Here is a 19494-nt window from a genome sequence, read left to right as displayed (position 1 = left end):
GTGCTGTCTCAGTCATACACCTCGATGAACCACCGAGGCTTCATGCGTCCGAAGTCACGTCGAAGGTGCGAACGTAGCGGCTTCCTGGAATCCAGCACGTAGGCGTGACCGCCTTGTCTGACGAACACGACCCAGTGCCAGAAGGGGAGTTCACCTTCACGACGCCACTTGATGGCGAGCAGGGCCTTGTCAGGCAATGCCTCCCAAGACGTGAAGGGCGTCTCCATCGGTGATGTGGTGATGTGAAAGGCCGAGAGGAGGGTGCGGACATGCCGGGTATCAGACCACGGGGTCTGGTCCTCGGCATGGATTCCCAGGCCGTTGGCGACGCGTCTGGCGTCTGCGTAGGGCACGCCCGCGAGAGCCGCGCTTGCGGCAATTCCACAGCCCGAAGCTTCTTCCTGAATGACCGGTTCCATGTCATTTCCCACCATCGTGACCAAGGAATGATGCCATGCCTTGAAGGGGCCGGGATAGCGAGGGACATCGTTGGCAATTGCGGCCCGTGGGGCGGCTCGGTAGAGTCTCGCCATCTTTGAGGGCGACCCGGTTAAGGCGAGGCATTTGGCATGGCGACACTGATGATTCAGGGCACCACCTCGGACGCCGGCAAGAGCACGGTGGTGGCGGGGCTGTGCCGTCTGCTGGCGCGGCGCGGGGTGTCGGTGGCGCCCTTCAAGCCCCAGAACATGGCGCTGAACAGCGCCGTGACGCCGGAGGGCGGCGAGATCGGCCGTTCCACGGCGCTGCAGGCGGTGGCCTGCGGGCTGGCGCCCCATGCCGACATGAATCCGGTGCTGCTCAAGCCTGAGACCGACCGCGGCGCCCAGGTGATCCTCGACGGTCGGGTCCACGGTCACATGGACGCGCTGGATTACCACGCCTTCAAGCGCCAGGCCCGCGAGACCGTGCTGGCAGCCTGGGAGCGACTGACAAGTCGCTTCGATCTGGTGATCGCCGAGGGCGCGGGCAGTCCGGCCGAGGTCAATCTGCGCAAGAACGACATCGCCAACATGGGCTTCGCCGAGGCGGTGGACTGCCCGGTGTGGCTGGTGGCCGACATCGACCGCGGCGGCGTCTTCGCCCAGCTGGTGGGCACCCTGGAGCTGCTGAGCGAGAGCGAGCGCGCGCGTACCACCGGGCTCGTGATCAATCGCTTCCGCGGCGACATCGCGCTGCTCGAGCCGGGCCTCGACTGGCTTACCGAGCGCACCGGCAAGCCGGTGACCGGCGTGCTGCCGCACCTGAACGGCCTGCTGCTGGACGCCGAGGACGGCTTGGGCCTGACCGCGAGCGCCGCCGAAGCGCCGGGACTGCGCGTGGCGGTGCCGGCGTTGCCGCGGATCAGCAACCACACCGATCTCGATGCGCTGCGCCTGCATCCGCGGGTCGAGCTGACGCTGGTGGGGCCGGGGCAGGCCATGCCGCCCGCCGACGTCATCCTGCTGCCCGGCAGCAAGAGCACCGCCAGCGACCTGGGCTGGCTGCGCCGCGAGGGCTGGGAGCCGGCGATCCGCCGTCACCTGCGCTACGGCGGCCGGGTGCTCGGCATCTGCGGCGGCTTCCAGATGCTCGGCGAGGCCATCGACGACCCGGACGGCCTGGAGGGCGAGGCCGGCAGCGTGCCGGGGCTGGGGCTCCTGGCCATGCGCACCCGCATGGTGACCGGCAAGCAGCTGCGCAACGTGAGCGGCACGCTCACTGCCCTTCATGCGGGCACCCCGGCCGGCGAAGGCGTGGCGGTGAGTGGCTACGAGATTCACAACGGCGTCAGCGAGGGCCCGGCGCTGGCGCGGCCGCTGCTCGACCTGGACGGCCGCCCGGACGGCGCGGTGAGCGAGGACGGCCAGGTGATGGGCACCTACCTGCACGGCCTGTTCGACGAGGCGCCGGCGGCCGCCGCACTGCTGGCCATGCTGGGACTTGCTGGCGAGGGTGCGGCCGTGGATCTGGCCGCCCACCGCGAGCGTCAGCTCGACCGGCTGGCCGATACCCTGGAGGAACATCTCGATCCGGCCGCCATCGAGGCGCTGATCGGCGGCTGAGCGTCGCCGATGGTCTCGTCGTCTGACTCAGCGAAAACGCGTGGGGTCGTCGCTGATCACCGTATCGACGCCCCAGTCCCAGCGTGGGGCGAAGGCGGCCGGGTCGTTGGCGGTGTAGCAGATCAGCGCATGGCCGGCGGCCTTGATGGCGCGGGCCCGCTCCGCCTTCAACGGTTTCCAGTTGGCGTGCACGCTGACGGCCTGCAGCGCCTCGGCGCGCGACTGCCAGTCCCGGGGCACGCGGTCGAACAACGCCCCCAGGGCCAACCGTTCGGGGCCGGCCAGCGCGCGACTGACCCTCAGCGCCCGCTCGTCGAAGGACGACACCAGCCGCCGCTCGTAGGGCAGTGCCTCCATCAGCGCGGGCACCGCGGCTTCGGCCAGCGCCACCGGGTCGTGGCCGCGGTTGACCTTGAGCTCCAGATTCACGCCCATGCCGAGTTCGGCGAGCAGCGCGAGCATTGCGTCGAGGGTGGCCATCCGCTCGCCGGCGAAGGCGGGGGCGAACCAGGCACCCGTGTCCAGCCGTCGGGCCGCGGCCAGGTCCATGGCCGCCAGCCGGCCGCGGCCGTCCGAGCAGCGCGACACGTCGCGGTCGTGCCAGATCACCGGCGTGCCGTCGCCGAGCAGCTGCACGTCGAGCTCGACCCAGATGATGCCGGCCGCATGGGCCGCGCGCACCGCCGCCAGGGTGTTCTCGGGGGCGCGGGCGGAGAGGCCGCGATGGGCGATCAGGCGGGGGAGGTCGAGTGCTGGCATTCGGGCTCCAGGGGGTCCAGGCGCTGCCCTGTGTCGGGGGCGAAGAGATGCAGGCGGCCGGCATCCGGCCGCAGGGCCAGCCTATCGCCTTCGGCCACCGCGCGGATACCGTCGACGCGCGCCACCACCAGATCGTCCTGCCCTTCGAGCCGGGCATGGACGAGGGTGTCGGCGCCCAGCGGCTCGACCAGCTCGACCCGGGCGGACAGATCGCCGTCGATAACGTCGCCTTCGGGCACCACGGTCAGGTGCTCCGGGCGGATGCCCAGGCACACCGGCTTCGCCTCGCCGGATGCCGACACGGGTGAGGCCAGCCGGGTGCAGCAGGGCAGCGTCAGGGTGTCGCCCTGAAGGCGGGCATCGAGACGGGCGTCGAGAAAGTTCATCGCCGGCGAGCCGATGAAGCCGGCTACGAAGCGGCTGGCGGGGCGCTCGTAGAGATGCATCGGGGTGCCGACCTGCTCGATGCGCCCGCCGTTCATCACCACCAGCCGGTCGGCCAGGGTCATGGCCTCGACCTGATCGTGGGTGACGTAGACCGCGGTGACGCCGAGGCGCTTCTGCAGGCGGCGGATCTCGAGGCGCATTTGCACGCGCAGCTTGGCGTCGAGGTTCGACAGCGGCTCGTCGAACAGGAACACCCGGGGCTCGCGGACGATGGCGCGGCCCATGGCCACCCGCTGGCGCTGGCCGCCGGAAAGCTGTTTCGGGCGCCGGTCGAGCAGGTCCTCGAGACCGATCAGGCGCGCCGTTTCCTCCACCTTGCGGCGGCGCTCGGCCTTGGGTACGCCGCGGTTCTTCAGCGCGTAGGCCATGTTGTCGGCCACGCTCATGTGCGGGTAGAGGGCGTAGTTCTGGAACACCATGGCGATGTCGCGCTGGGCGGGCTCCAGGTCGTTCACCCGGCGGTCGTCGATGACGAGCTCGCCGTCGCTGATCGATTCCAGCCCGGCGAGCATCCGCAGCAGGGTGGACTTGCCGCAGCCCGAGGGGCCGACCACCACGATCAGCTCGCCGTCGACGATCTCGAGGTCGGCGCCGTGCAGGGCCGTGAAACCGTTGGGGTAGGTCTTGCGCAGGGCGCTCAGGCGAAGCGTGGCCATAGGCGTCTCTCGTGTCCGTTGGAGTGTGTCATTTCTCGGCGTCGACCAGGCCCTTCACGAAGTAGCGCTGCATCAGCACGATCACCGCCACCGGCGGCAGCATGGCCAGCAGGGCGGTGGCCATGACCGTCTGCCAGGGCACCAGGTTGTCGGCCGAGGAGAGCAGGCGCTTGAGGCTGACCACGATGGTCATGTGATCGGATTCGGTGGTGATCAGCAGCGGCCAGAGATACTGGTTCCAGCCATAGAGGAACATGATCACGAACAGGGCGGCGATGTTGGTCGTCGACAGTGGCAGCAGGATGTCCTTGAGGAAGCGCCAGGGGCCGGCGCCGTCGACCCGGGCGGCCTCGAGCAGCTCCGGCGGCACGGTGAGGTAGAACTGCCGGAACAGGAAGGTCGCCGTGGCGCTGGCGATCAGCGGCAGGATCAGCCCCACGTAGGAGTTCAGCAGTCCCAGATCGGCCGCCACCTTGTAGGTGGGCATGATGCGCACCTCCACCGGCAGCATCAGGGTGATGAAGATCAGCCAGAAGCACAGCCGACGCAGCGGAAAGCGGAAGAACACGATGGCGTAGGCGGCCAGGATGGCGATGGCGATCTTGCCGAGGGCGATGCCCAGCGCCATGACCGTGGAATTGAGCAGCAGCCGAGTGACGTCGGTACCCAGCCGGCCGACCGGCTCGGTGAGCACGGCGCGGAAGTTGTCGAGGCCCTCGGAGCCGAACCACAGCGGCGCGGTGCCGGTATACAGCGAGGCCTGGTCGTGGGTGGCTGCGGTGATGGCCAGCCACACCGGCAGGCAGAAGGCGATCAGGGCCAGGATCAGCAGCGCGTGGCTGGCGATGTCCAGGCCGCGGCGGCGGTAGCGCATGGGCGTCTCTCCGGTGTCAGTACTGAACCCTGCGCTCGAGGTAGCGGAACTGCAGCAGGGTGAGCAGGCCCACCAGCCCCATCAGCAGCACCGACTGGGCGGCACTGGAGCCCAGGTCGTAGCCGATGAAGCCGTCCTCGAAGACCTTGTAGACCAGGGTGCGCGTAGCACCGCCGGGGCCGCCGGCGGTGGTGGCGTCGATGGTGCCGAAGGTCTCGAAGAAGGCGTAGACGCTGTTCATCACCAGCAGGAAGAAGCTGGTCGGCGACAGCAGCGGGAAGGTGATGGTCCAGAAGCGCCGCCAGGGGCCGGCGCCGTCGATGGCGGCGGCCTCCAGCAGGCTCCTGGGAATCGCCTGCAGGCCGGCCAGGAAGAACACGAAGTTGTAGCTCATCTGCTTCCAGATCGAGGCCATCACCACCAGCGCCATGGCCTGGCCGCCGTTGAGCTGGTGGTTCCAGTCGATGTCGAGCGCGCCGAGCCCGGCGCTGATCAGGCCGAGCTCCGGGTCGAGCATGAAGCCCCACAGCACGCCGGCCACCGCGGGCGCCACCGCATAGGGCCAGATCAGCAGCGCCTTGTAGGCGCCGGCCCCCTTGATCACCCGGTCGGCGAGCACCGCCAGCAGCAGCGCCAGCGCCATGGCGCCCAGCGCCACGCCGGCACTGAAGGTCACGGTGATGCCCAGCGCCCGGTAGTACTCCGCCGAGGCCAGCACCCGCGCGAAGTTCTCGAAGGCGACGAAGGTGCGGCCGAGGCCGAAGGGATCCTCGACGTAGAAGGCCTGAAGCATGGCCTGGGCGGCGGGCCAGAAGAAGAAGATCGCCACGACGGCCAGCTGCGGGGCGAGCAGCAGCCAGGGCGTGACGCGGTGTCGCTGGAAGGTCGCCATGGTCGTTTATCGCTGGAGAGGAAAAGGGCCGGCACGCCAGGGCGGCGTGCCGGCACGGGGCGGAGGCGGAGGGCGGATCAGCCGTTGGCCTGCTGGAAGCGCTCCAGCAGCGCGTTGCCGCGGCGCACGGCCTCGCTCAGGCCGTCCTGGGCGCTCACGTCGCCGTTGAAGATGCGCTCCAGCTGCTCCTCGATGACGTCGCGGATCTGCGGCATGTTGCCCAGGCGCAGGCCCTTGGAGTTGGCCGTGGGCGTGACGCCGGTCATCTGCTCGATGGCCACGGCGCTGCCCGGGTTCTGCTCGTAGAAGCCCTGCTGCTGGCCGAGCTCGTAGGCCGCCTGGGTGATCGGCAGATAGCCGGAGAACTGGTGCCAGTCGGCCTGGACCTCGGCGGAAGAGAGATAGTCGAAGAAGCGCGCCACGCCCTGATAGACCTCGTCGCTCTTGCCGGCCAGCACCCAAAGCGAGGCGCCGCCGATGATGCTGTTCTGCGGCGTGTCGACCAGGTCGCTGTCGTAGGGCAGCGGGGCGACGGAGAAGTCGAAGTCCTCGGCGTTGGCGCGCACGCCTGCCAGCGAGGCGGAGGACGCCATCAGCATGGCGCAGCGGCCGGTGTAGAAGGCCGGGGCGGCATCGTCGAAGCGGCCGCCGTAGTCGAAGCGGCCGTCCTGCTGCCAGTCGGCCAGGCGCTGGATGTGATCGACGGCGGCGGTGTCGTCGATGCTCAGGCGGGCCTCGAGCCCGCCGAAGCCGTTCTGCTCGGTGGCGAAGGGCAGGTCGTTGCGCGCCGAGAAGTTCTCGAGCTGGATCCAGGACGGCCAGGTGGTGGTCATGCCGCACTCGGCGGCGCCGGAGTCGACGATTCGGCCCAGGGTCTCGCCGAGCCCCTGCCAGGTGGTCGGCACCGCGTCCACGCCGGCCTCGTCGAGGATGTCGCGGTTGACGTAGACCACCGGCGTCGAGGAATTGAAGGGCATGGACAGCATGCGGCCGTCGGCGTCGGTGTAGTAGCCGGTCACGGCGGGCAGAAAGGCGCCGGGGTCGACGTCCTGGCCCGACTCGCTCATCAGCTCGTGGACCGGCACGATGGCGCCCTCGGCGTTCATCATGGTGGCGGTGCCGACCTCGTAGATCTGCACGATGGCCGGCGCCTCGCCGGCGCGGAAGGCGGCGATGGCGCCGGTCATGGTCTCCGAGTAGTTGCCACGGAAGGACGGCTCGACCACATAGTCGTCCTGGGAGGCGTTGAAGTCGGCGGCGATCTCGTCGACCTTGTTGCCCAGTTCGCCGCCCATGGCGTGCCACCAGGCGATCTCGGTGGCCCCGTGGGCGGACAGCGACAGGCCGGCGGCGGCCATTCCCAGGGTCAGTGCTCCAGCGTACAGGCGTGGCATCGGAATCTCCTTGTCCATCGAGTCTTGGCTGAGAGAAGGCCCGGGCCGTGCATGCGCCGACGGCCTGCGAGCGACAAATACATTAGGAAAACTCGATGACAGCCCCGTGACCGTTTGCCTGCCCGAGGTCGAGCGGGGCGAGAGCGAAGGGCGCGTCTATGCTAGGCTGCGCGCTTTCAGGCTCGGTCGGGCCGGGCATCGAAGGCAGCCATGAAGGAGAGCCGGAAGCGATGAAAGTGGTGCATATCAAGAACGCGGCCCAGCGTGAGGCCTGTCTGGCGCGGCTGTGCGCCGAGGCCTATGGCCAGGACGCCGGCATCGCCCCGCTGGTGACCTTCGCCGGGGTGACGGGCGTGCTGTTTCCGCAGGAGGCCGCACGTCTGCTGGCGCTGGCCGACGATCAAGGGAAGCCGCTGGCGCTGGCGCTGCTGGCGCTGGACGAATCCGGTGAGGGCATGACCGTCATGCAGCTGGCGGATCTCGACACCGAGACGGTGAAGGCGCCGTCGATGCGGCTGGTGGGCGAGCTGGCGATGCGCGCGCCGCTGCGCGTGGACGCCACCGACGAGACGCAGGAAGCCCGCTTCCGCGAGGCCGGCATCGAGCGCTGGTTCAGCGGCAAGGCGGGCGTACGCATCGGGCTGTCGAAGCGTCATCCGGCCACCGGGCTCGATGACCTTCCGCGCACGCTGACGGTGGACGAGCAGGGCGTGGTGCAGTCGTTCAAGCGCGACCGGGCGCAGTTCGACGACTACAAACAGCGCTTCGTGAAGGGGCTCGAGAGCTTTCCCGCCACCCTGTCGGCGCGTCACTGAGGCGAGAAGCGCGCCGCCGGGCGGCGGCGCGCGGCAGGATCACCCTTCGACGGAGAAGGTGCCCTTCATCAGGCTGGAATGGCCGGGGAAGGAGCAGAAGAAGGTCAGGTCGCGACCGGCCAGGCCCTCGGTAGAGAAGGTGACGCTGGTGCTTTCGCCGCCGCCGATGACGTCGGTGGCGGCCAGCACGCGGTCGTCGTCCGCCGGCAGATAGTCGCTCTCGAGGCCGGTGCCCATGCCGGCCTGGGCCACGCCCTGAACGTCGGACGTCTCGGTGAGCACCCAGTTGTGGCCCATCACGTTGGCCTGCATCTGGCCGGTGTGCTCCAGCGTCACGGTGACCTCGTCGCAGCTGGCCGGCACGCTCATGGCGTCCTGGTTGAACTGCATCTGGTCGTTGCCCTCGATGGTCAGCTGGCACTGTTCGCCGTCCTGGGCCATGGCGGGGGCGGCGGTCAGGGTCGCGGCCAGGGCGGTGGCGGCGAGCAACCAGGTAGCGTTGGTAGCTTTCATAGCGGCATTCTTCCTGTCGTCACTTTGGTGATGTTTCTGTATACACTTTTGCATTCTTCGCCGAGCCTTCCAGGGCTGTCAAGCCCTGTCGGTCGCGGGGACGCTTGACCGCACGGTAAGGTAGCGTTTGACTGACGGTTCCTTCATTAGCGGTTTAAGGGTATCCAACATGGCCAAGCGCATCCAGTTCGCCCGCACCGGCGGGCCCGAGGTCCTCGAGCTCGTCGATGTCACGCCCGCCGAGCCGGGCCCCGGCGAGGTGCGGGTCCGCCATCAGGCGGTGGGCCTGAACTTCATCGACATCTATTTCCGCACCGGGCTGTATCCGGCGCCGGCGTTGCCGTCGGGGCTCGGTACCGAGGGCGCGGGCGTCGTCGAGGCGGTGGGCGAAGGCGTCGAGCACCTGGCGGTGGGCGATCGCGTGGCCTATGCCCAGGGCCCGCTGGGCGCCTACGCCGAGAGCCACGTGCTGCCGGCGGAGAAGGTAGTGACGCTGCCCGACGGCATCGATGCCGAGACCGCGGCGGCGGCCATGCTCAAGGGCCTGACCGTGCAGTACCTGCTGCGCCAGACCTATCCGCTCCAGGGGGGCGAGACGATTCTCTTCCACGCCGCGGCCGGCGGCGTCGGCTCCATTGCCTGCCAGTGGGCGAAGGCACTGGGCGTGAAGCTGATCGGTACGGTGAGCTCGCCGGAGAAGGCGGCGCTGGCCGAGAAGAACGGCGCCTGGGCGACCATCGACACCACCCGCGAGGACGTGGTGGAGCGGGTTCGCGAGCTGACCGGGGGCGCCATGTGCGACGTGGTCTATGATTCGGTGGGCAAGGACACTTGGGAGACCTCGCTGGACTGTCTGAAGAAGCGTGGCCTGATGGTCAGCTTCGGCAATGCCTCGGGCCCGGTGGAGGGCGTCAACATCGGCATTCTCAACCAGAAGGGGTCGCTGTTCGTGACCCGCCCGAGCCTCAACGGCTATGCCGATACCCGCGAGCGACTGGAAGCGATGGCCGCCGACCTGTTCGCTCGGATCGAAAGCGGCGAGGTCAGCATCGACATCGGTCAACGCTATCCGCTCGCCGAGGCCGCCGAGGCCCAGGAGGCGCTGGCAGGCCGCAAGACCACCGGCTCGACCGTGCTTATCCCGTAGGCGTCTGCGCTTCTGACGACGGCCCCGCGTCCGGAGAGACGCGGGGCCGTCGTCGTTCTGGGGAGAGCGTGTGGGGAGAACGTGCGGGGAGAGCGTGCGAAGAGAGCGCTACAGCGCGTCGCCGAGCTCGTCGATCATCCGCTCGCGGCGCTCGAGCGAGGCCAGCCCGTCTTCACCCAGCAGGCGTGCCGCCTCGCTCAGCAGCCCCTCGGCCAGCAGCATGAAGGCGCACATGGCGTTGCTGAAGAACAGGCTTTGATTGGGCACCGCGAAGCGCTCACTGGCGGCGCGGGCCAGCGGCGAGCTGGCGGCATCGGTCAGCGCGATCACCGGCACGCCCTGGCGGGCCGCCACCCGGGCCGAGGTCAGCACGCTCGGCGTATAGGGGAAGGCGCTGATCACCACCAGCACGTCGTTGTCGTCGAGCCGGGCCAGGGCGTCCGCGATGCCGTGGCCGGCGGCGTCCAGCGCAGCGGCGTCGGGGCGCAGCATGCCGAGTCCGTAGGCCATGAACGAGGCCAACGAGGCGAACTGGCGACGGCCGTGAATCCGCACCCGCCGGGCCTCCGCCAGCCGCCGTGCGGCACGGGTGAAGGCCTCGCCGTCCATTCCCGCCACCAGGTCGCCGAGGTTGGCGCTCTCCTGGCGGCCCAGCCGGGTCAGCCGGCCGAGGGCGTCGTCGTCCTGTTCGCCCTCCAGCAGCCGCGAGACCTGATCGCTGTAGAAGTGCGTTCTTTCGGTGACGTGGCGGCGGAACACCGCCTGCAGGCCGGCGAAGCCCTCGAAGTCCAGCCGCTGGGCCAGCCGCGAGAGCGTCGAGGGGCTGACGCCGAGGCGCTCCGCCAGATCGCTGATCGACGACACCGCGGCCTGCTGGGGCATGCCGACCAGCGCCGAGAGCACCTGCCGCGATCGCTTGCCCAGGCGCAGCTCGGCGTCTCCCGCCTCGAGGTCGGCGAGCAGGCGCTCGAGGTCGGCGAGGGTATCGAGGCGTGCGTCCGGTCGAGAAGGCGAGGCGGCGGTCATGAAGGGCGTGGGCTCCGGTTCGCTGGCGAGTAAGGGCAGGGCATTGTAGCGGCCGCGGCAACTGGCGTCAGGGTGGTATGGCACTTATTGCAAATATCTTTGCGATTAAACAAAATGGCAAATGTGTTTGCAAAATGGCCCGAGGAGGGTCGCATGAGCCACGTCTTCCATCGTCACCTGTCTCACACTTACCCCACCGCCGTCGGCGGCGACGGCGCCTATCTGATCGACGCCGAGGGGCGGCGCTATCTGGATGCCTGCGGCGGCGCCGCGGTCTCCTGCCTGGGGCACAGCGACGCCGAGGTGATCGAGGCCGTGCGCGAGCAGGTCGGCAAGCTGGCCTACGCCCACAGCGCCTTCTTCACTACCGAGCCGATGGAGGCGCTGGCCGACTTCCTGATCGAGCGTGCGCCGGAGGGGCTCTCCTCGGTGTATTTCGTCTCGGGCGGCTCCGAGGCGGTGGAGGCGGCGCTGAAGCTGGCTCGTCAGTACTTCATCGAGCGCGGTGAGCCCGAGCGCCGGCACCTGATCGCGCGGCGCCAGAGCTACCACGGCAATACCCTCGGCGCGCTGGCCACCGGCGGCAATGCCTGGCGGCGGCGCCAGTTCGAGCCGCTGCTGGTGGAGGTCAGCCACGTCAGTCCCTGCTACGCCTACCGCGGCCAGGCCGAGGGCGAGACGCCGGAGGCCTACGGCGAGCGGCTGGCGCGGGAGCTGGAGGACGAGATCCAGCGCCTGGGGCCGGAGACGGTGATGGCCTTCGTCGCCGAGCCGGTGGTGGGCGCGACCTTGGGCGCGGTACCCGCCGTGCCGGGCTATTTCAAGCGCGTGCGCGAGATCTGCGACCGCCACGGCATCCTCTTGATCCTCGACGAGGTGATGTGCGGCATGGGCCGCACCGGCAGCCTGTTCGCCGCCGAGCAGGAGGGCGTGGCGCCGGACCTGGCGACCATCGCCAAGGGGCTCGGGGCCGGCTACCAGCCGATCGGCGCGACCCTGGTCGGCGAGCGCATTCGTGCGACCATCGCTGGGGGCTCGGGCTTCTTCCAGCACGGCCACACCTATATCGGCCATGCCACCGCCTGCGCCGCGGCCCTGGCTGTGCAGCGCGCCATCGAGTCCCGCGACCTGCTGCCCCGCGTGCGGCAATTGGGTGACGGCCTCCAGCAACGGCTCGAGGACCGCTTCGGCGACCATCCCCACGTCGGCGATATCCGCGGCCGGGGGCTGTTCCGCGGCCTCGAGCTGGTGGCCGAGCGCGAGTCCAGGGCGCCGTTCGATCCCGAGCGCAAGCTGCACGCCGCCATCAAGCGCACGGCCATGGATCACGGCCTGATGTGCTATCCGATGGGCGGCACCCTCGACGGCCGCCGGGGCGACCATATCCTGCTGGCGCCGCCCTTCATCCTCGAGGACGGCCAGCTCGACGAGATCGTCGACAAGCTCGACGCGACCCTCCGGTCCGTCCTTGGACCCTCTTGATCAGGACCTCATGAAACAGGAGCTCGACATGTCGATCACTTCGCGTCTGCCGGCGCTCGATGACGCCACCGCCTCGCCCGAGCAGCGCCGCGTGCTGGACGCCATCCTCCGCGGCCCCCGCGGCAACCTCGACGGCCCCTTCCTGGCCTGGATTCACAGCCCGGAACTGGCCGACCACGCCCAGCGCCTGGGCGCCTTCTGTCGCTACGGCACGCGGCTCGAGCTGCGGCTCACCGAGCTGGCGATCCTGTTCACCGCGTCCTGGTGGCAGTCCCAGGCGGAATGGCAGATCCATGAACCCATCGCCCGGGAGGCCGGCGTCTCGGCGTCGCTGATCGAGGCGTTGCAGGAAGGCCTGACAGAAGATCAGGAACCGGACTGCGAGCGCGACGACGAGGCGCTGGTGGTGCGCCTGGGGCGCTCGCTCTACACCACCCGGCGCGTCAGTGAGGCGCTCTACGCTGAGGCGGTGGAGGCCTTCGGCGAGCCGGCGGTGGTCGAGCTGATCGGCGTGTTCGGCTACTACGCCCTGGTGGCCATGACCCTCAACGTCTTCGAGGTGCGCCGCGGCGACGGGCCACTGCCGTTTACCGAGCCGCCGACGCCGGGCTGAAGCGGCGGCTCACCGCTCGCTGGTATCCGCACGCGTTAGCGACGATGCTGAAGACAGCGCGTTGCGAGCCTCGACGCGCCTGTTCCAGCACAGGGAGGTGAGCCGTCATGGCCGACAGCACCCAGGTCTTTCTTCTGCTCGGCGCGACCCTGGCGGCCTTCGTCTGGGGCCGCTTCCGCTACGACCTGGTGGCGCTGGCGGCGCTGCTGGCGGCGGTGGGGCTGGGCCTGGTGCCCGCCGAGGGCGCCTTCGCCGGCTTCGGCCATCCGGCGGTGATCACCGTGGCCGCGGTGCTGGTGCTCAGCCGCGGCTTCGAACGCTCGGGGCTGGTCGACCTGATCGCCGAGCAGGCGCTGCGCGTCGGCGACCGGATCATGCTGCAGACCCTGGTGCTCTCCGGCACCGTGCTGGTGCTCTCCGGCATCATGAACAACGTCGGCGCCCTGGCGCTGATGCTGCCGGTGGCGTTGCGTCTGGCCCGTGAGCACGATACCCCTCCATCGCTGCTGCTGATGCCGCTGGCCTTCGGCTCGTTGCTCGGCGGGCTGACCACCCTGATCGGCACGCCGCCCAACATCATCATCTCCGCCTACCGCCGCTCGCTGACCGGCGAGGGCTTCGGCATGTTCGACTTCTTCCCGGTGGGCGCCAGCGTGGCGCTGGCGGGTCTCGTCGTGATCGTGCTGGCCGGCCGCTACCTGGTGCCCCAGCGGGCCGGCCAGGCGTCGATGGACGCGATGTTCGACACCGCCCACTACCTGGTCGAGCTGCGCGTGCCGGAGGACGGCAAGGCGGTGGGCTGGTCGCTGCGCGACCTTCACCAGGCCGTCGAAGAGCCGATCCCGGTGCTGGCGGTGGTGCGCGACGAGCGGCGCCATCCCGGCCATACCTTCCTCGGCGCGCTTCGTGAACATGACATCCTGCTGGTGGAGGCCGGCCCCGAGGAGATGGCGCTGCTCGAGGACAAGGCCGGACTGGCGGTGGGCGCCGAAGCGGAGCGGGAGGCTGAAGACGCCGAGGAGACCGGTCGAGCCGACAGGGAAGGCGAGGAAGGAGGGAACGGCGAGGACGGAAAGGGTGGCAAGAGCAAGACGCATGACAAGGCCACGACCGACACCGAGGGCCTGCAGCTGGTGGAGGCGGTGGTACGCAACGACTCGCTGATGCAGGGCCGCACGGTCGGCCAGCTGCGCCTGCTCAACCAGTTCGGCCTGCATCTGGTGGCGGTGGCCCGTGACGGCGGCCGGCTCAGGCAGCGGCTGCGGGACATCCGCTTCCGCGCCGGCGACGTGCTGCTGCTGCAGGGTGGCGAGGAGGAAATCGGCGAGAGCCTGACGACCCTGGGCTGCCTGCCTCTTGCCAGCCGCGACCTGGCCCTGGGCCAGCCGCGTCGGCTGGCGCTGTCGGTGGCGATCTTCGCCGCGGCGATCGTGGCGATGCTGTTCGACTGGCTGCCCGCCGCGGTGGCGTTGAGCGGCGCCGCCCTGGCCTCGCTGCTGGCCGGTGTGCTGAGCCTGCGCGAGGCCTATCAGGCCATCGACGGGCCTGTGATCGTGCTGCTCGGCGCGATGATCCCGGTGGGCCAGGCGCTGGAGACCAGCGGCGGGGCGGCGCTCATCGCCGAGACGCTGCTGGCGCTGGGCGGCGACTGGCCGGTGGCACTCACGCTGGCGGGGCTGTTCGCGCTCGGCCTGCTGCTCTCCAACGTGATCAACAACGCCGCGGCGGCGCTGCTGATGGCGCCCATCGCGGCGAGCCTGGCCGAAGGCTTCGAGGCCTCGGTGGATCCCTTCCTGATGGCGGTGGCGGTTAGCGTCTCCTGTGCCTTCCTGACGCCGATCGGGCATCAGTCCAACACCCTGGTGATGGGCCCCGGCGGCTATCGCTTCGGCGACTACTGGCGGCTGGGCCTTCCGCTGTCGCTGGCGGTGATGGCGGTGGCGATCCCGTTGATCCTGGTCGTCTGGCCGCCGTAGCGGCTGCGCCGGTCCTTGCAGGGGGGCAAAAAGGACGCCCCGGCGGCGGGCCGGGGCGTGGTCGTGGGCGTGATAAGTGAGGCGTCAGGCCGGATGGTGTCGCAGCACCTTGCTCTTGTCGGTGACGAAGGCGTCGTAGTCGAAGTCGTCGACGGTGAGCATGTCCAGCACCTCGGCCTCGCGCTGGCGCATGAAGGTGGCATCGTCCTCGCTGATCAGGCCGGCGGCGAGGGCGGCGTCGACCTGCTGCTCGGGGTGCAGCGCCTCGGCCGGGATCTCGCCCTTGGCGTGGGCCTTGCCGACGGTGCGATACAGCGCCTCGGCGCGCTCCTGGGTGGCCAGCAGGGCGTTGTAGCGGGCCAGCGGGTTGTCCTGGGGACCGTCGTCGGCGTCCCAGGTGTTGGTCAGCAGTCGCTGGCGCAGGACGCTGTCGCGGGTCACGGCCTGGGCGATGGTGCGCGTCAGGTCGTCGGTCGGGCGTGCCCAGCGGCGGCCGCGGGGCATCACCACGATGCGCAGCATGCGGCCCAAGGCGCGGTTCGGCAGGTTGTCGAACAGCTCATCGAAGGCCTGCTCGGCGCGGCCCAGCAGGAAGCGGGCGGCGTAGTGGAGCAGGGCATCTTCCTGCTCGACCTTTTCGCCCTCGTGCCACTGCTTGAGCATCAGGCTGGCCAGATAGAGGTTGGATAGCACGTCGCCGAGGCGCGCGGAGAGCATCTCGCGCTGCTTGAGCTTCGAGCCGAGACTCGCCATGGCGGCATCGGCGGTCAGCGAGAAGCCGGCGGAGAGCCGTGCGATCTCCTTGGCGTAGGGGGCGGCGACCTCGTCGAAGGGGACGCTCTGCTGGCCGATGCCCAGACCCTGGGTCAGGGCGCGGGCGGCGTTGCCGAGGATCAGGCCGGCATGGCCGAAGAAGGCCGTATCGAAGGCCTTGACGTCGTCGGCGTCCTTGGCGGCCAGCTCCTCCAGCACGTAGGGATGGCAGCGGATCGCCCCCTGGCCGAAGATCATCAGGTTGCGGGTCATGATGTTGGCGCCCTCGACGGTGATCGCCACCGGGTTGGCGCTGTAGCCGATGCCGAGGTAGTTGCGCGGCCCGAGGGTCACCGCCTTGCCGCCATGGATGTCCATGGCGTCGGCCAGGATCACGCGCTGGAACTCGGTGAGCTGGCTCTTGAGGATCGCCGAGGGCACCGCCGGCTTCTCGCCGTGGTCGATGGTGTTGGCGGTCTGGTAGACCGCGGCCTGGGCGATGTAGCCGAGCGCCGCCATGCGGGCCAGTGGCTCCTGGACGCCCTCCATTTCGGCCACCGGGACGTTGAACTGGCGGCGGATGCGGGCGAAGCCGCCGCTCCAGCCCAGGGCGTAGCGGGCGGTGCCGGTGGCGCCGGAGGGCAGGGTGATGCAGCGGCCCACCGACAGGCACTCGACCAGCATGCGCCAGCCCTGGCCGATCATGGCCTCGCCGCCGATGATGGTGGACAGCGGCACGAAGACGTTCTCGCCCTTGATCGGGCCGTTGAGGAAGGGACTGCCGATGGGATGGTGGCGGCGGCCGATCTGCATGCCTTCGGTATCGCGCGGCACCAGCGCCAGGGTGATGCCGCGGTCTTCCTCCTCGCCGAGCAGGTGGTCGGGATCGAACAGGCGGAAGGCCAGGCCGACCACGCTGGCGATCGGCGCCAGGGTGATCCAGCGCTTCTCGAAGGTCAGCTCCAGGCCCAGCACCGTCTCGCCGTCGATCTCGCGGCGCACCACGGTGCCGACGTCGGGCAGCGAGGTGGCATCACTGCCGGCGCGCGGGCCGGTCAGGCCGAAGCAGGGGATCTCGCGACCGTCGGCCAGCCGCGGCAGGTAGTGATTCTTCTGCTCCTCGGTGCCGTACTTGAGCAGCAGCTCGCCCGGGCCGAGGGAGTTGGGTACGCCGACGGTGACCATCAGCGTCTCGTTGACCGAGAGTTTCTGCAGCACCATCGACTGGGCCTTGGCGGAGAAGCCGAGGCCGCCGTATTCCTGCGGGATGATCATGCCGAAGAAGCGCTCGCGCTTGAGGTAGTCCCACAGCTCCTGGGGCAGGTCGGCGCGCTCGCGGGCGATGTCCCAGTCGTTGCACATGCCGGCGGCGACGCCGCACTGGTGATCGAGGAAGGCGCGTTCCGAGTCGGACAGGCCGTCGTCGCGATAGTCGAGCAGCCGCTGCCAGTCGGGGCGGCCGGTGAACAGCTCGCCGTCCCAGGCCACGCTGCCGGCCTCCAGGGCGGTGCGCTCGGTGGCCGAGACCTTCGGCGCGACGCGCTTGAACATGGCGAACAGCTTCGGCGTCAGCCAGCGGCGGCGAAGCGCCGGCAGGCCGCAGGCGGCGATCGCCGTGGTGGCGACCAGCAGCAGCACGCCGATCACCGTGGCGCCGGTGGCCAGGCCGACGAGGCCGAGTAGGCCGGTGACGCCGAGGGCGGGCAGGGCGCCGGCCTCCCGGCGCATCACGATGAGCAGGCCGGCAACGGCCAGCAGCAGCAGGATCAGGGTCAGCATGGTGGGCGGCTCCGTGACATTTAAACACTTGTTTGAATGCCTTCAGCCTAGCCCATCAGATGCCTCGCAGCCAATACCCTATCGCTCAACGCAGGACTCGCTCGATCCAGGGCTACGGAGGCAAGCCGACGAGGCGTTCCTACGCCATGGGTGAGGAGCATGCCTCCGAACGGGCTGGCCAAGGATGGCCAGCACCGGACCTGCCAGCGGAGCGGGACGCGAGAGCGCCGCAGGGCGTCGGGAGCTACAGGGAAGTATTCATGCGTCTCCTCGCGGCTTGTCGCCGATGAGCCCGGCAGCAGAGGGCTGCCCTATTTTTTGTGATTGCCAACGCAAGACGCCCCGCTCGAAGGCGGGGCGTCTCGGTGCTGCCGGTGGCGCGATCAGGCCGTGCGGCGCTGCGGTTCCTGCTGGGCGGGGGCGCCGTTGGCGACGTAGTAGGGCGCGTCGCTCTTCGGCAGGGCCTCTCGGCCGCGGATCTTGTCGGCCATCTTCTCGGCCAGCATGATCGTCGGCGCGTTGAGGTTGCCGGTGGGGATGACCGGGAACAGCGAGGCGTCGACCACCCGCAGGGCCTCCACGCCGTGGACCCGACCGGCGCCATCGACCACCGCGTCGTCACCGTCGCCCATGCGGCAGCTGCCGCAGGGGTGGTAGGCGGTCTCGGCGTGCTCGCGGACGAAGGCGTCGAGCTCGGCGTCGGTCTTCACCTCCGGCCCCGGGGAGATCTCGCGGCCGCGGTATTCGTCCATGGCCGGCTGCTCGATGATCTCGCGGGTCAGGCGGATGGCGTCGCGGAACTCCTGCCAGTCCTTCTCGGTGGACATGTAGTTGAACAGGATCGAGGGCGCGGCCTTGGGATCCAGCGAGGTCAGGCGCACCCGGCCCTCGCTCTCGGAGCGCATGGAGCCGACGTGGGCCTGGAAGCCGTGGGCCTGCACCGCGCTCTTGCCGTTGTAGCTGATGGCGATCGGCAGGAAGTGGTACTGCAGGTTCGGCCACTCCTCCTCGTCGCGGGTGCGGATGAAGCCGGCGGCCTCGAACTGGTTGCTGGCGCCCACGCCGGTGCCGAACAGCATCCACTCGGCGCCGATCTTAGGCTGGTTGTACCACTTCAGCGCCGGATACAGCGAAATCGGCTTCTTGCACTCGTACTGAATGTACATCTCCAGGTGGTCCTGGAGGTGCTGGCCGACGTTCTCGTTGACCTGCACCGGGGTGATGCCGAGTTCATCGAGCAGGTCCTTGGGGCCGATGCCGGAGCGCTGCAGGATCTGCGGCGAGGCGATGGCGCCGGCGCACAGCAGCACCTCGCGACGCGCCTTGACCTCCCGGGACTGGCCGCCGCGCTCGTAGCGCACGCCGGTGGCGCGCTTGCCGTCGAAGGTGATGACGTCGGTGGTGGCGCGGGTCTCGATGGTCAGGTTGGGGCGCGGCTTGGCCAGATCGAGGTAGCCCCGGGCGGTGGAGGCGCGGCGCCCGTTCGGCGTGACGAAGCGGTCCATGGGGCCGAAGCCTTCCTGCTGGTAGCCGTTGACGTCCTCGGTGGCCGGATAGCCGGCCTGCTGGCCCGCCTCTATGAAGGCATGATACAGCGGGTTGTTGCCGTCCTTCGGCGTGGTCACGCTGACCGGGCCGTCGCCGCCGTGGTAGTCGTCGGGACCGATGTCGCGGGTCTCGGCCTTGCGGAAGTAGGGCAGGCAGTCGGCGTAGGTCCAGTCCTCCAGGCCGGCGCGCTTGGCCCAGTTGTCGTAGTCCAGGGCGTTGCCGCGGATGTAGCACATGCCGTTGATCAGCGAGGAGCCGCCCAGGCCCTTGCCGCGGCCGCACTCCATGCGTCGGCCGTCCATGTGCGGTTCGGGGTCGGTCTCGAAGGCCCAGTTGTAGCGCTTGCCCTGCAGCGGATAGGCCAGCGCCGCCGGCATCTGGGTGCGGAAGTCGAAGCGGTGGTCCTTGCCGCCGGCCTCGAGCAGCAGCACGCTGACGTTCGGGTCTTCGGTCAGGCGGGTGGCCAGGACGTTGCCGGCCGAGCCGGCGCCGATGATGACGTAATCGAACTCACGGGACTGCGACATGGAGCCTCCCTGAAACAGTCAAAAGGGTCTCGTGGCGAGGCGTCGGGTCTCGCCGATCAGGCCAGGCGCGTGTAGAGAGGGCGCGCCTGAGAAAGCGGTCGTGCAGCGGCACCGGCGAGAAGAGCGTCGGGGATGAGGCGTAGCGAGGGTCTTTTGACCATGGACGGCAAAAGTAGCGCCCATGGATGGGTTCACAGCGCCCTCGCGCAGGCTCGTCGCCGAATCAGCTCATCTCGCTCGGCGGTCCA

Annotated in this window: 16 protein-coding genes; 6 read left to right on the top strand and 10 right to left on the bottom strand. The window is 69.5% G+C overall.

Annotated elements, in window-relative coordinates:
- Positions 1-8 precede the first annotated feature (8 nt).
- Positions 9-419 carry a hypothetical protein gene (locus QWG60_RS11750; RefSeq protein ID WP_146907204.1) on the bottom strand — a complete coding sequence of 137 codons (411 nt, stop codon included), beginning with the start codon at positions 417-419 and terminating at the stop codon, positions 9-11.
- A gap of 150 nt (positions 420-569) precedes the next feature.
- Between QWG60_RS11750 and QWG60_RS11745 the strand changes: the two genes are divergently transcribed.
- Complete coding sequence (locus QWG60_RS11745) at positions 570-2045, top strand: cobyric acid synthase (protein WP_146907206.1); 1476 nt, start codon at positions 570-572, stop codon at positions 2043-2045.
- 27 nt (positions 2046-2072) lie between these two features.
- Here the strand turns inward: QWG60_RS11745 and QWG60_RS11740 are convergent, their stop codons facing one another.
- The 5 genes from QWG60_RS11740 to ugpB all read right to left on the bottom strand — a co-directional run bounded on the left by QWG60_RS11740 (position 2073) and on the right by ugpB (position 7067).
- On the bottom strand, positions 2073-2804 hold the full coding sequence (locus tag QWG60_RS11740; protein ID WP_046079839.1) for a glycerophosphodiester phosphodiesterase family protein: 732 nt from the start codon (positions 2802-2804) through the stop codon (positions 2073-2075).
- A complete protein-coding gene (locus QWG60_RS11735) occupies positions 2777-3907 on the bottom strand; it encodes a sn-glycerol-3-phosphate import ATP-binding protein UgpC (RefSeq protein WP_146907208.1) in 1131 nt (376 codons plus the stop codon). The genes QWG60_RS11740 and QWG60_RS11735 overlap by 28 nt, the downstream gene beginning before the upstream one ends.
- Positions 3908-3935: 28 nt before the next feature.
- Positions 3936-4781, bottom strand: a complete 846-nt coding sequence (ugpE, locus tag QWG60_RS11730; protein ID WP_046079837.1) for a sn-glycerol-3-phosphate ABC transporter permease UgpE — start codon at positions 4779-4781, stop codon at positions 3936-3938.
- A 16-nt stretch (positions 4782-4797) separates the two neighbouring features.
- On the bottom strand, positions 4798-5673 hold the full coding sequence (ugpA, locus tag QWG60_RS11725; RefSeq protein ID WP_046079836.1) for a sn-glycerol-3-phosphate ABC transporter permease UgpA: 876 nt from the start codon (positions 5671-5673) through the stop codon (positions 4798-4800).
- 77 nt (positions 5674-5750) lie between these two features.
- Positions 5751-7067 (bottom strand): sn-glycerol-3-phosphate ABC transporter substrate-binding protein UgpB, encoded by a 1317-nt coding sequence (ugpB, locus tag QWG60_RS11720; RefSeq protein ID WP_146907210.1) that lies wholly within the window; start codon positions 7065-7067, stop codon positions 5751-5753.
- A gap of 230 nt (positions 7068-7297) precedes the next feature.
- Between ugpB and QWG60_RS11715 the strand changes: the two genes are divergently transcribed.
- The gene (locus tag QWG60_RS11715) at positions 7298-7882 is read left to right on the top strand and encodes a hypothetical protein (RefSeq protein WP_107181230.1); all 585 of its coding nucleotides are present in this window, start codon (positions 7298-7300) and stop codon (positions 7880-7882) included.
- Between the two features lie 39 nt (positions 7883-7921).
- On the opposite strand, the gene azu is transcribed toward QWG60_RS11715, so the two are convergent.
- The gene (gene azu / locus QWG60_RS11710) at positions 7922-8395 is read right to left on the bottom strand and encodes an azurin (RefSeq protein ID WP_046079833.1); all 474 of its coding nucleotides are present in this window, start codon (positions 8393-8395) and stop codon (positions 7922-7924) included.
- Positions 8396-8564: 169 nt separating this feature from the next.
- Here azu and QWG60_RS11705 point away from each other — a divergent pair, with 169 nt between their 5' ends.
- Complete coding sequence (locus QWG60_RS11705) at positions 8565-9542, top strand: NADPH:quinone reductase (protein ID WP_146907212.1); 978 nt, start codon at positions 8565-8567, stop codon at positions 9540-9542.
- A 108-nt stretch (positions 9543-9650) separates the two neighbouring features.
- Here QWG60_RS11705 and QWG60_RS11700 read toward each other — a convergent pair whose 3' ends face one another.
- Positions 9651-10568 (bottom strand): MurR/RpiR family transcriptional regulator, encoded by a 918-nt coding sequence (locus QWG60_RS11700; RefSeq protein ID WP_146907214.1) that lies wholly within the window; start codon positions 10566-10568, stop codon positions 9651-9653.
- Positions 10569-10721: 153 nt separating this feature from the next.
- On the opposite strand from QWG60_RS11700, the gene QWG60_RS11695 reads away from it, so the two are divergent.
- The 3 genes from QWG60_RS11695 to QWG60_RS11685 all read left to right on the top strand — a co-directional run bounded on the left by QWG60_RS11695 (position 10722) and on the right by QWG60_RS11685 (position 14639).
- Positions 10722-12050, top strand: a complete 1329-nt coding sequence (locus QWG60_RS11695) for an aspartate aminotransferase family protein (protein WP_146907216.1) — start codon at positions 10722-10724, stop codon at positions 12048-12050.
- A gap of 28 nt (positions 12051-12078) precedes the next feature.
- The gene (locus QWG60_RS11690) at positions 12079-12663 is read left to right on the top strand and encodes a carboxymuconolactone decarboxylase family protein (protein ID WP_046079829.1); all 585 of its coding nucleotides are present in this window, start codon (positions 12079-12081) and stop codon (positions 12661-12663) included.
- 107 nt (positions 12664-12770) lie between these two features.
- The gene (locus QWG60_RS11685) at positions 12771-14639 is read left to right on the top strand and encodes an SLC13 family permease (RefSeq protein ID WP_146907218.1); all 1869 of its coding nucleotides are present in this window, start codon (positions 12771-12773) and stop codon (positions 14637-14639) included.
- 84 nt (positions 14640-14723) lie between these two features.
- Here the strand turns inward: QWG60_RS11685 and QWG60_RS11680 are convergent, their stop codons facing one another.
- Both QWG60_RS11680 and betA read right to left on the bottom strand, forming a co-directional pair.
- Positions 14724-17171 (bottom strand): acyl-CoA dehydrogenase, encoded by a 2448-nt coding sequence (locus QWG60_RS11680; protein ID WP_146907220.1) that lies wholly within the window; start codon positions 17169-17171, stop codon positions 14724-14726.
- A gap of 383 nt (positions 17172-17554) precedes the next feature.
- Positions 17555-19246 (bottom strand): choline dehydrogenase, encoded by a 1692-nt coding sequence (gene betA, locus QWG60_RS11675; protein WP_046079826.1) that lies wholly within the window; start codon positions 19244-19246, stop codon positions 17555-17557.
- Positions 19247-19494: the final 248 nt, after the last annotated feature.

Origin of the sequence: Halomonas halophila (genome assembly GCF_030406665.1) — a bacterium.
Taxonomy (GTDB): domain Bacteria; phylum Pseudomonadota; class Gammaproteobacteria; order Pseudomonadales; family Halomonadaceae; genus Halomonas; species Halomonas halophila.
This window is presented reverse-complemented; position numbering and strand designations above follow the sequence as displayed.